General features: G+C 29.9%; 10 protein-coding genes and 1 riboswitch. Of the genes, 6 read left to right on the forward strand and 4 right to left on the reverse strand.

The genetic code is table 11. From position 1 onward, the window contains the following. Window positions 1-15: 15 nt before the first annotated feature. Window positions 16-831 carry a tetratricopeptide repeat protein gene (locus BD821_RS04110; RefSeq protein WP_104409438.1) on the reverse strand — a complete coding sequence of 272 codons (816 nt, stop codon included), beginning with the start codon at window positions 829-831 and terminating at the stop codon, window positions 16-18. A gap of 91 nt (window positions 832-922) precedes the next feature. Next, on the reverse strand, window positions 923-1162 hold the full coding sequence (locus BD821_RS04115) for a GIY-YIG nuclease family protein (protein WP_104409439.1): 240 nt from the start codon (window positions 1160-1162) through the stop codon (window positions 923-925). Window positions 1163-1384: 222 nt separating this feature from the next. Between BD821_RS04115 and BD821_RS04120 the strand changes: the two genes are divergently transcribed. After that, window positions 1385-4918, forward strand: a complete 3534-nt coding sequence (locus BD821_RS04120; protein ID WP_104409440.1) for a 5'-nucleotidase C-terminal domain-containing protein — start codon at window positions 1385-1387, stop codon at window positions 4916-4918. 137 nt (window positions 4919-5055) lie between these two features. Then, complete coding sequence (locus BD821_RS04125) at window positions 5056-5259, forward strand: hypothetical protein (RefSeq protein WP_104409441.1); 204 nt, start codon at window positions 5056-5058, stop codon at window positions 5257-5259. Here BD821_RS04125 and ltaE read toward each other — a convergent pair. After that, entirely contained in the window at window positions 5240-6277 is a 1038-nt protein-coding gene (ltaE, locus tag BD821_RS04130) for a low-specificity L-threonine aldolase (RefSeq protein WP_104409442.1), read from the reverse strand. The two genes, BD821_RS04125 and ltaE, sit on opposite strands and share 20 nt — an antisense overlap. A 213-nt stretch (window positions 6278-6490) precedes the next feature. Between ltaE and BD821_RS04135 the strand changes: the two genes are divergently transcribed. Then, window positions 6491-7390, forward strand: coding sequence for a DMT family transporter (locus BD821_RS04135; RefSeq protein WP_104409443.1), 900 nt, complete (start codon window positions 6491-6493; stop codon window positions 7388-7390). 118 nt (window positions 7391-7508) lie between these two features. Here BD821_RS04135 and BD821_RS04140 read toward each other — a convergent pair whose 3' ends face one another. Beyond that, window positions 7509-8765, reverse strand: coding sequence for a D-alanyl-D-alanine carboxypeptidase family protein (locus BD821_RS04140; protein ID WP_104409444.1), 1257 nt, complete (start codon window positions 8763-8765; stop codon window positions 7509-7511). 202 nt (window positions 8766-8967) lie between these two features. Between BD821_RS04140 and BD821_RS04145 the strand changes: the two genes are divergently transcribed. The 3 genes from BD821_RS04145 (at window position 8968) to BD821_RS04155 (ending at window position 12258) form a co-directional block, all read left to right on the forward strand. Beyond that, window positions 8968-9588 (forward strand): NUDIX hydrolase, encoded by a 621-nt coding sequence (locus BD821_RS04145; RefSeq protein WP_104409445.1) that lies wholly within the window; start codon window positions 8968-8970, stop codon window positions 9586-9588. Between the two features lie 326 nt (window positions 9589-9914). Further along, entirely contained in the window at window positions 9915-11837 is a 1923-nt protein-coding gene (locus BD821_RS04150; RefSeq protein ID WP_104409446.1) for an OPT family oligopeptide transporter, read from the forward strand. Between the two features lie 46 nt (window positions 11838-11883). Further along, window positions 11884-12258 carry a PqqD family protein gene (locus BD821_RS04155; RefSeq protein WP_104409447.1) on the forward strand — a complete coding sequence of 125 codons (375 nt, stop codon included), beginning with the start codon at window positions 11884-11886 and terminating at the stop codon, window positions 12256-12258. 644 nt (window positions 12259-12902) lie between these two features. Beyond that, window positions 12903-13079: riboswitch (cobalamin riboswitch) on the forward strand. Window positions 13080-13350: the final 271 nt, after the last annotated feature.

Here is a 13350-nt window from a genome sequence, read left to right on the forward strand (position 1 = left end):
CTAAAAAATAGAGCTTTATTTTAAAAGCTCTATTTCTTTTTCTATAGATTCCTTTTTTAAATTACTTAAGAAAGATTCTTTTAAAGTTAATGATTTTTTAAACATTTCTAATGCTTTTTTTGAATCTCCTGTATTTTTTAGTACTAGGCCGTAATAATAATAAGCTTCGGGGAATGTTACGGCTCTAGTACATAATCTTGTATATATATCTAAAGCCTTATCATATTCACCTAAGTAATAATAGGTTTCACCAAGATTGTCCATTATAATGTTATTATTTTCATCATATTTTGTAGCTTCTAGATTAAAGTTTAAAGCATCTTCATAATCACCACTTACAACAAGTAAGTAACCAAGGCTTTCATAAAGCGTAGTATTTTTATATTTTTCATAGGTGCTTTTTAAAATATTAATACAATTATCTAAGTTGCCGTTTTTCCATTCTATTAGCGAAGTTACCATCTTATAATTCATTTCATCATTTAATTCTAGTGGAAGCTTTCTTTCATCTATAAGACTAATTACTTTATTTGCCTTATCAACATTACTATCGCGAAGAAGTATATAGGCATAATTAATTATAACTCTTGCTTTACAAGATTTTATTTTTATAGCTTTGTCGTAATATGATATAGTCTTATTTAAATTGTCCTTTTTGAAATACTTATTTGCAATCATAGTATATATAAGATACCTTTTTACAAACAATTTAGAAGCAAAATATCCTATAATAAATATATTACCCATGACTTTACTGTAATTAAAAGCAACTGAAGAACCTATAAATATAAACAATAATTCTAGTACTAACTTTAAAGTGATTTTACCCATCGAAACTCCTCCAAATAAAATAAATTTAGACAATATATCAATTATACTATGATTTCAGATATAGTGAAAGTTAATGTAGCGTTATTTTAATTTAACTATTTATAAGCTTTAACTTTTCAGTTCTTGATAGTTGTTTTATTGCATATTCTCTTTTTTGAGCAGAAATCTTATCAGGGTGTTTTTCAAAGTATACAAGCGTTACAGGAAGTCTACATCGTGTATACTTGGCACCTTTACCACTAGAATGAGTAGCTAACCTTTTTTCAATGTCTACTGTCCAACCAGTATATAAGGTGTTGTCAGAACATTTAAGTATATATACATAACACATATTTATCACCACTAAATATTATAGTGTATAAAGTGTTTTTATGCACTATAGATCATTAAAAAAGTCTTTATATTTAGATAATGAAATAAAATATGGTATTTTAGGAAATGGTATTTACAAAACATTATAATGAATCTATAATGTAATTACGAATCTTTAATGAAAAACATGTAAACGGTTTTACATTGAGGAAAAATATAATATTATAAGGGGGAGAGGTCTTTGTTCAAAAAGTTAAGGTCGAAAAGGTACATAGCTTCTTTTGTATCTTTAATAATGATTTTAAGTTTTATTACGCCAATGGACTTAAAGGTTTTTGCAAGTGAAAAAGATGTGACAAATATCCAAATTGTTGCTACCTCTGACATGCATGGTAGGTTTATGCCTTATGATTATGCCACAGGTTCAGAAGACTTAAATGGAAGCATGGCTCAAATATCAACAATGGTGAAAGAGTTAAGAAGTAAAAATGAAAATGTTCTGTTAGTTGATAACGGAGATACAATACAAGATAACTCATCATCATTATTTTTAAAAGATGAGATTCATCCAATGGTTCTAGCTATGAATGAAATGGGTTATGATGTTTGGAATCTTGGAAATCATGAATTTAATTATGGTATGAACACACTAAAAACTGTAAGTTCTAAATTTAATGGAGAAGTTTTATGTGGTAACGTATTTGATTCCGCTAAAAAGCCAATAGAAAAGTCTTATACAATAGTAGAAAAAGGTGGAGTAAAGATAGGGATAATTGGAATGGTAACTCCACATATAATGAAATGGGATTCAGAAAATTTAAAAGGATACACTGCAACAAACCCTGCAGAAGAAGCAAAAAAGGTAGCAGATGAATTAAGAGGTCAAGTTGATATTATGATAGGATTAATTCATGCAGGAATTGATGAGGAATATGGAAATGGAGACTCTGCACGAGAGCTTGCTAAAGCAGTTCCAGATCTTGCAGCTATAGTAGCAGGACATGCTCATTCAACTATACAAGGGGAAAGAGAAGGGGACGTTATTATAACAGAACCATATAGACAAGCTAATGCACTTTCAGTTATAGATATTAAAGTTACTGAAAAAGATGGCAAAAAGGTTATAGAAAACAGAAAAGATGATGTAAAATCAAAGGTTGTCTCAGTTTCACCTAAAGGTGGTAAACCAGCCTTAGTAGATCAAGATTTAGCAGCTAAACTAAAACCTCAACATGATAGAGCTATAGCTGATGCAAAAACAGTTATAGGGGAATTAAAGGGTGGAGATTTAGCACCAAAATCAGAAATAAAAGATATACCACAAGCTCAACTTGAGCCTACAGCTATGATGGATCTTATAAATAAAGTTCAAATGTTTTATGGAAATGCTGATGTGTCATCTGCAGCTTTATTTAGAGATGATGCCAATATGAAAGAAGGACCAATAACAAAATCTGGTACTACTTCAATATATAAGTTTGATAATACTTTAAGAGTATTAAAGGTTAACGGAAAACAACTAAAAAAATATATGGAATGGTCTGCTAGCTACTATAATACATTTAAGCCAGGAGATTTAACCGTATCTTTTAATCAAAATGTAAGAAATTATAACTATGATATGTTCAGAGGAGTTAAGTATAATATAGACATATCAAAAGAAGCAGGAAGTAGAATAGTAGACTTAACTCATATGGATGGAACACCTATTAAAGATGATGAGATAATAAAGCTTGCAGTAAATGACTATAGAGCTAACACCACATTACTAAATGACCAAACAGGGCTATTTAAAGGTGAAAATGTAGAAGTTATTTATGACTCTTTTAAATCTATGGGTGATGATGGAAGAATCAGAGACTTAATAAAGAAATATATAGTAGAGGAAAAGAAGGGCGTTATAACTCCAGAAAAAGATGAAAACTGGGCTTTAACAGGATATAAGTGGGATGCTTCTGATAGAGCTTCTGTAGTTAAATTAATTAATGAAGGCAAATTAAGCATACCAAGATCAGCAGATGGAAGAACTCCAAACGTAAGATCTATAACTACTAGAGATTTATTGATGCTAGATAATGATATCGTAGATGTTTTATCCTTTAATGACTTTCATGGAGCATTAAAATCAGAAGGTAAAAATATAGGAGCTGCAAAGCTTGCAGGAGAAATAAGTAGATTGAAAGCTGAAAATCCTAACACAATAGTGGTAGCAGCAGGTGACTTATTCCAAGGTAGTCCAATGTCTAATTTAAAGAAGGGTGAACCAGTAGCAGAATTCTTAAAATTAATAGGACTTGAAGTTTCAGCAGTAGGTAACCACGAATTTGATTGGGGACAAGATTTAATACCTGGATGGTCAAAAACAGGAGAATTTGATTTTCTAGCAACTAATATTTATGATAAGGCCACAGAAGAGCCAGTAGAATGGGCTAAGCCTTATAAAATCATTGAAAAGGATGGAAAGAAAATAGCATTTATAGGAATTGCCACTCCAGAAACAGCTTACAAGACAAAACCTGAAAATGTTAAAAATCTTGAATTTAAAGACCCAGTAGAAAGTGTGAATATTTGGGCTCAAAAAATAAGAGAAACTGAAAAGGTAGATGCGATTATAGCACTTACTCACTTAGGAGCTTCACAAGATTCTAAGACAAAAGAAGTTACAGGAGAAGCAGCAGACTTAGCTAAGAATGCTAAAGGCATTGATGCTGTTATTAGTGCTCACTCACACCAATATGTAAATGGTACAGTAAATGATATTCCAGTTGTACAAGCTAGAAATAATGGAAGATCTTTAGCTAGATTATCCCTAGCATTTAATAAGGATAGTGGAAAGCTACTTAAAATTATGAATAGTGTAGAAGACTTATATTTAAGAAAAGATTTGGTTGAAGATCCAGCAGTTAAAAATATGTATGATGAATATAACAAAGATTTAGAACCAATTTTAAATGAAGAAATAGCTACTTTAGATACCGATTTAACTCATGATAGAGATGAAGGACTGTCAGTACTTGGCCAGTTTACAACAAAACTTATGGCTGAAGCTGCAGGAGTTCAAATAGGTATAACTAATGGTGGAGGAATAAGAACACCTATAGAAAAGGGTAGTATAACTATGGGTAAGATGTATGAAGTATTCCCTTTTGATAATACACTTGTAACTATGAAACTTAAAGGTTCCGACCTTAAAAGAGTAGTAGAACATGGCATAATGCCAGATGGATTTGGCTGGGGCCAATTTTATGGAATAAAAGTATATTATGATAAGGATGCAAAGGCTGGAGAAAGAATTACATCTATGAGATTATTAGATGGAACTCCAATAGATATGGAGAAATATTACACTGTAGTTACTAATGACTTTATGTATGACAAGGGAGATAATTATGATTTCTCAGGAGCTATGGATGTAGTAGATACTGGAGAGCCAATAAGAGATTCTATGGTTAAAATAATAAAATCTATGGGACATATTTCTTTTAACTATGAAGATCACTTAATAGCTGGAGAGGATACTACTATAGATGAACCAGGAGAAAACCCAGGAGAGAATCCAGGAGAGAATCCAGGAGATGGCTTAGATAAAGATGAAAATGGAACAATTATAGTAGACCAAAATTCAAAAACACAAATTAATAAAACAAATTTACCAAAGACTGGTTCAATAGTAGGTGCATCACAACTAATAACGTTAGGATCACTTATTATATTAGTTGGAGTATATTTATTCTTAAATGATAAATATAAAAAGAAAAAGGAAAATGTAGCATAATACTTTTAACTAGAGAAATAAGTATCTTGATTAATCAAGATACTTATTTTTTGTTATAAATATAAATTAGCAACAACTTTTATTTATCAAACATAAAGTCACTGAAAGAAAAGTATAAATAGTATAGGGGTGATAAAATGTTTATTGTTATAAAGAAAAAGCAAATAATTGTAGCACTAATAATTATTATAATTTGTGTTATTTCTATTTTTGGAATAATTTATCTTAAGGGCAAAAATACTTTTAATGAAACATACACTCATTATGTTGCTACTATTTCAGATGATTTTGGAGGCAAAGGAAGGGACTTAAGCACCTTCCTTATCTATGTCTATTTATGAATGATTTTAAAGTTGATACTATTTTTTCAATATCATTTTTATCTACCCAATAGTTTGTAACAAATCTCATTTCACCATCTTCAGGAGGATTTATTTTTATGCCATTTTCATAAAAGAATCCAACTATTTCTTCACTTTTATTATCATCTAAATCAATTTCAAAGAAAACCATATTTATATGCACATCTTTAAGATTAATTTTTATTTGTGGTATCTTTGATAATTCTTGTGCTAACAATTTTGCGTTTTCATGATCATATTTAAGGTTTTGAACCATATCATTTAAGGCTACTATGCCAGCTGCAGCTAAAAATCCTGATTGCCTAAGGCCACCACCCATAAGCTTTCTATTCTTCCTAGCTTTACGTATAAAGTCTTTATCTCCAGCTAAAATTGAACCTACAGGAGCACAGAGACCTTTTGAGAGACAAAACATTAGAGAGTCACAGTATTTAGTTATTTCTTTTGGGTCTTTATTGAGATAGGTAGAAGCATTAAATAATCTAGCACCGTCAAGATGAACCGGTAGATTATATTCTTTTGCTATACTGTAAATTTCGGACATATTGCTTAAAGGAATAACCCTACCATTGGAATGTGCATTTTCCATACATATAAGCGAAGTTTCAGGAAAATGAATGTCATTTCCCTTTCTTATGCGCTTTAATACGTCGGCTGGACTTATAATTCCATCTATAGAATCTATAGTTCTAAGTTGAACTCCTGCAATGACAGAAGCAGCACCTACTTCATGCACAACAATATGAGAGCTATCAGAAAGAATTACCTCAGATCCCCTTTTACAATGAGTAAACAGTGCTAATTGATTTCCAAAGGTTCCACTAGGTACGAATAAAGCAGCTTCCTTCCCAGTAATAGTAGCAGCAAGAAGCTCCAACTCCTTTACAGAAGGATCATCTTCATAAACGTCATCACCTACTTTAGCAATATACATAGCATCCCTCATAGCTTTTGTAGGTTCAGTAACGGTGTCGCTTCTAACATCAATATAATTCATATAAATATTCCCCCTATTAATACAAAATTTTAAATTGTTATGTTTCACATAATTAATTCAAATTTGAAACAAGGTTAAATTAGTTATGTGCTATATATCACATTATATAACAGAATATTAAATATTAGATAAGATTTATAAATATTTTAATGAATTATTGTAAAGGTTCATTTATAATCTAAATATGGTTATTTAAATTAAGGGGGATTTGTAATGCAAAATAAAAAAGTGTATCACGGACTAGCCATATTACTGATGTTTATATGGGGACTATCCTATTTAAGCATTAAGGTAGTAGTTTCAGAAATAGAACCTACACTTGTGGCATTTTATAGATTTTTAATAGCATCTATAATTTTATATATTATAATGAAGTTAAAGTACCCAGAGGAAAAGGTACTAAAAGAAGATAAGATTAAAATGATGCTTGGGGGATTTTTTGGAGTAGCTTTATATTTCTTTTTTGAAAATTATGCTGTATCATTTACGTCTGCTTCAAATGTATCTATTCTTATATCGTCAATACCAATATTTACATTACTATCACAACGAATAATATTTAAAGAAAAACTTACTACATTTAAAATATTAGGAGCTACTTTAAGTGTGATAGGAATAATAATAGTCGTTTCAAGTAAAGACAAGGTTAATTTATTTTCTTCGGGGACTTTAGGTGACTTAATGGCTCTTGGCGCAGCTATAAGTTGGGTTATATATAATATCGTAACTAGTAAGTTTAAGGGGGAATATAAGAGTATAACTATAAGCACTTATCAGACTATATTTGGAACCATTTTTCTAAGCCCTGCTTTATTAATATCAAAACCAACCATGCCATCATCCTTAGCTATTATTAATATACTTTATCTTTCCATAGCATGTTCTGTTGTAGGATATATAATATATATTTTTTGCTTGAAAAAGTTAGGACCAACTGTTATAACTACATATATTAATTTACAACCAATAATAAGTTTAACAGCATCGGCACTTATATTAAAGGAGAGTGTTACTTTTGTACAGGTAATAGGGAGTATGATTATAATTACAGGAGTGTTCTTTGTAAATGCCGATAATAGGTTTAGTAAAAAGCGGTTTGAAGAGTCTATATGAAGTGAGTCTTAGAAGAACTTATCCAGGGGCGTAGCAGCCGTCATCCCCTACCTTGAAGAGGATAGGGGTGTTACGGATGGTAGCCATCGGATAAAGATAAAAAAAGATACTTCTAATATTAGAAGTATCTTTTTTTATTTTTATTTCTTTTTACCTTTGATTTAAAAAAGAAAATAATAGTTATTATAAGGATTGTACAAATTAAAGTTCCTATATAAATAAGTAAATTAGCTTTTATTAAATCTGATTTTGATACACTAGGATATAAAACATACTTTTTTGAAGATAAAGGTTCTTTTAATGTTAGTTTCCCAGCACTAAGGTTTTTATTCAATTTCCAAGGGTTTAAACCAGCGGTATTTATGTCTTTTTCAAGATATTTTTTATTTATAGGATTTTCATAGTATTCAATATCTTCTTTCACTATTAAAGGAACATCTATGGTTTTAGAAGGACCAAAAAATCCAAAGGATTTATATTGTATTGGCAAGGTTTCTACAATGTCATCTTTATTTATAAGAATAGTTTTCTTTGCACTGTAGCTAGCATCTATAATTTTTTCAGTGTCATTAAACATAGCTAAATCTTCACCATCAAATATGGATTTTAAAACTACAGATACAAGTTTTCTTCCATCTCTTTCATATATTGAAACAAAGCATTTACCTGCCTCAGTGGTATAACCAGTTTTGCCACCTAAGTTACCATTTTTCCCTAAGTATTTATTTCTATTTTCCATTAAAAACTTATCATTACTAGGAAGTTGAATGGAATCTTCTTTTATAGATAAAGTCTCTCTAACCCATGGATTGTCATAAGACCTTTTACCTAATATGGCAAGATCTAAGGCGGTACTATAATGATTTTCATTATGTAAGCCATTTGCAGTTATAAAATTCGTGTTTTTCATTCCGAATTCTTCAGCTTTTTCATTCATCATTTTAATAAAAGAATCAGAATCTGTTGCTACGTTATCTGCTATTATATAAGCAGAATCATTAGCTGAATATAATAATAGGGCTTTCATTACGTCGCCAGCTGTCATAGTTGTACCTATGTTAATAGGTTTTACACTAGCATTTAAGGAGTAAGCTGGTTGGTCTTTAGCAGATTTAGTATAGGTTAAGTTTTCTTCTTTACTCTTATTTTCTGCTAGTAATATAGCGGTCATGAGTTTTGTTGTACTTGCAGGATACATCTTATCTTCTGAATTAAGATCAAGTATTACTTCCATAGTATCCATGTCAATAACTACAGCAGATTTTGCATAAATCTTTGGAACGGTTATGGGATCAGCTTTAACAGAAATTATAGGCGAAAATAAGCTTAAAGATAGCGCTAAAACCATACTTTTTAGCAAGGTAACTTTTTTCATAAAATCTCTCCTTTTAAAATTTAATTATATAAAAATATTATTAACATTTATTAGTTTTAGGCATATACTTTTTATTGTAAAATATCATTCATGTATTACAATAGCATTTAAAATGATATAATATTATTTTAGGTAAGTGTCTAAAATCTCAATTAGTATAACATTTTTAAAAAGATAAAACAACTATAATAGAGGTGATACAATGGCTATGGAACATATAAAAAGTGTGTTTAATAAAAGAAAAGCTGGAGTAATGGGGAATTTTAGGGAAAGTTCTGTAATGATTTTATTAGAAGAAATAAATGAGGTGACTTATATAATATTTGAAGTTAGAGCATTAAACTTAAGACATCAGCCAGGAGATGTGTGTCTTCCAGGAGGAAAGATTGAAGAAGATGAATCACCAAAAGAAGCAGCTATAAGAGAAACTATGGAGGAACTAAATTTAGTAAGAAAAGACATAGAATACATAGGGGAAATGGATTATCTTGTAACTCCTTATGGAAGCATTATGTATACTTTCATAGGAGAGCTTAAGGGTAATAAGGATATAATTCCAAGTTCTTATGAAGTAGACCATATATTTAAGGTTCCCCTAGAGTTCTTTTTAAAGGAAGAACCGACCTTTTATGAAATGGAGATAGGCCCTAAAAGCACAGAGGGCTTTCCTTTTGAATTAATAAATAGGGGAGAAAATTATAAATTTTCTAAGGGAATGTTATCACAATACTTTTACAAGTATGAAAACCATGTTATATGGGGATTTACTGCTAGAATAGTAAAAGAGTTTATAGATATAATAAAAAAAGAAAGAAGAAAATAATGAATATTAATATTCAAAACAATACTCAGAATATTCGAAATGGATTTATAATTTGGAATTTGCTGTTGATTTTTGTATGTTGATGAATGTATAATTATAGTATATAAAATACTAGTTAATACTGGTTAAAAATATTGCTACGAAGGGGTGATTAAAGTTATAAATATATTTTAAAGGCTTTCACAATAATTGTATCAGAACTTTTATCATTATAATTTATGCTTGCTTACTTTAAGATTTAACATGAAAATATTAACTTATAGGGATTTGCAGAAGGAAAGATTCATATACTTTAATAGATGTAATCAAATAGGGGGGTAAATGTAATGGAAGAAAAAAAAGGACTATCTAGTACAGCTTACGGAGATATTAAAGGAGAAGATTATATACCTTATATTTCTGTAAAAGATGCATTCTCTGAAATAACTGTTATATCTATAGTTTTTGGATGTATAGTTGCTATTATTTTTGGAGCTGCTAATACTTATCTTGGACTAAAGGTAGGAATGACTATAGCAGCTGGTATTCCGGCAGCTATTATAGCAACATCAATATTAAAGGGAATATTCAAAAAAAATAATATACTAGAAACAAATATTATTCAATCTATGGCATCTATGGGAGAGTCACTTGCAGGAGGATTAATTTTTATTATTCCTGCGGTTATAGTATTAGGACATGAATTAAAGCTAACAACCATTATTATAGTGGCTATATTAGGAGGATTACTTGGAATTTTATTTGTCATACCAATTAGAAAATATTTAATGGTTGAAGAACATGGAAACCTTATATATCCAGAAGCCATGGCTACTGCTGAAGTGCTTGTGAATAGTAGTGCAGGTGGAAGTGGTTTTAGAAACATGATGACAGGTCTTTTAGGTGGAGGTATATATAAGTTCTTTTCCGGTGCATTTCAATTGTGGGGAGAATCTCCAGTATGGATTATAAAGCCATTTCATGGAACTGTATTTGGAATAGATGCTATGGCATCTTTGCTTGGAGTTGGTTATATTGTTGGAATACAAATAGCTACGTACATGTTTGCAGGAGCTTTAGTTGCTAATTTTACACTAGTACCACTAATAAAGTACTTTGGAGATGGAATAAATACTGTAATATTTCCATCCGTAAAATTAATTTCTGAAATGTCAGCAAAAGAAATTTCAGCTTCCTACGTAAAGTATATAGGCGCTGGTGCAGTAGCTGCTGGTGGACTTATAAGTATAATAAAATCTATGCCAACTATAGTAAGATCTTTTAAAACAGCTTTATCAGGTATGAAATCTAATGCAGATATGTCAAAAAATGAGGATCTACCAATCACATGGGTTATAGGTGGTTCTGTATTAGTATTTGTTTTATCTTGGATTATGCCAAAGACAGTTGGAACAGGCTGGCTTGGTGCCATACTCGCAATTATATGTTCATTCTTCTTTGCAGTAGTTTCTGCTAGAATAGTAGGGCTTATAGGTACTTCAAATAACCCTATATCAGGTATGACTATTGCATCTTTATTGTTTATAACAGGTATATTAAAGGCTACAGGGAAAATTGGAGATGCAGGGATGTTAGCAGCAATAATAGCATCTTCTATAGTTTGTGTAGCTGTAGCTGTAGCAGGTGGATCGGCACAAAGTTTGAAAACCACATTTATTATAGGAGGAACTCCTAAAAAGGTTGAAATTAGTATGTTTATAGCAATAGTTGTATCCTCTGTTGTTATTGGAGCTGTAATACTTATGTTAAGTAATGTTTACGGATTAGGATCAACAGATGTACCAGCTCCTCAAGCTAATATGATGGCCATGATAGTACAAGGTGTTATGAGCGGAGAATTACCTTGGACACTTGTTATAGCGGGAATGACTCTTGCATTTATGTGTGAACTTATGGGAATACCAGTGCTTCCTTTTGCATTAGGATTATATTTACCAATAAATCTAAGTGCGGGTGTATTAATAGGTGGTATTCTAAGAGTGCTTGTAGAAAAGAAATATAAGAAAGATCAAAATCAATTTAAGATCCAAAATGAAAAAGGAATACTTACTGCATCAGGTTTAGTTGCTGGAGATGCTTTGGTTGGAATAATAATAGCAATATTTGCAGCATTAAAATTAGATTCAGCTCTTGCAATAGGTCCTAAAATAATGCCAAGTATAGCTGGCAGTAACTGGACGTCAGCAGTAGTGTTATTTATATTTGCCACATTGTTCTATAGATATACTGTTAAAATAGATAATAATTAGTATAATAGGAGAGCTAAGCTCTCCTAAAATTTTAGGAGGATCATATATGTCAAAATTACCATCAAGTGAAGCAAAAGATGACTCCGATAATTTTCTTCTTTATATTCCAATAATAAAACATGATTTATATGAGGTAAGAAAAGGAAGCGTGTATCTTATATTTATACATGATAAACCTTTAGAAAAGGCACTAAGATGGCTTGTGAAAAAGCCTTATAAAAGTGATGTTGAACTTGATAGTATGGGAAGTGCAGTTTGGCTTTTAATAGATGGGAAAAATAATATACATGATATTGGAAAAATGCTTTTTGTAAAGTTTGGAGATAAGTGTGATCCTATATATGATAGACTTATTTTATATCTTAAATATTTAAATAAAAAAGGTTGGATATCTTTTAAAAAAGATGAAAAGCTAAATTAATAAAAGATATTAGTTAAGATAGTTATATTAGTAGTTTAAATAAAATATATATTATATATATTAGTAGAAATAAGAGTAGCACTTTATTATTTATAGAGCTACTCTTAAACTATATACCAAACTAAAATATTTATTGCAATAATCATTTTTTTCTAGATAATACTAAAAAGCTTATGATTATAATAAATATGTATGCAAAAGGAATGAATATGTTTATAAGCATAGAATTTAAAAAGAATTTTGTATATATAAATAGTATTAATGAAATTAAAGACCAAAATAAAGAAGTATAGGACATCCGGTTATTAGTTTTACGCCAGGAATCTGGATCTTTCATATTGCCTACTATAGTATCATGTTTTTTATTTTCCTTTGAAGAAGATACAAATAAAAATTTGAAATATAAAAAACATAATAGGTTAATAATAAGTATAACTAAGAATACATAAGACACAGAAATACTTGTAATATTCATATAATCACCACCATAAGATTTATAAGCTTATTGTTTCCCAAAATTTATAGATAATACACCTTTACTGTTTAAGATATAAAATGTATTGTTAAAATTAAACACATAAAGGTATAATTAATTCGAATCTTATTTATTTTAAATATAGAATGTTTACTATTAAAGATTTTAATGATAAACTTAATATAATATAAATTTAATATAGAATATATAAGGGAATACGGTTAAATCCCGTAGCAGCCCCCGCTACTGTAAGCATGGACGAAGGTAATAGCCACTGGATTTTCTGGGAAGGCTACCAAGAGGAAGAAGTGCAAGCCAGGATATCTTATATTTTCTTTAACACATCTAAAAAGTAATTAAATATGTAAAGCATACTAGTATACTTTATTGTTATTTCTTTAAGATGCATAAATTTAAATTACCTTCGGAGGGAAGGTAAAGATTTAGAAACTTTGAATCTTTGCCGAACTTTTAAGTTCGGCTTTTTGCATTTTAAATAAAAATTAGGTATATAATATTTAAGTTAAGATGCAAATTTAACTATTATGTAAAGATAGCTTTAAAATATTTAGGAAACAAAACACCTTAAAGGACGTGGGATTTATTGAAAAGATATC

It is taken from the genome of Clostridium algidicarnis DSM 15099, from assembly GCF_002934235.1.
Taxonomy (GTDB): Bacteria; Bacillota; Clostridia; order Clostridiales; family Clostridiaceae; genus Clostridium_L; species Clostridium_L algidicarnis.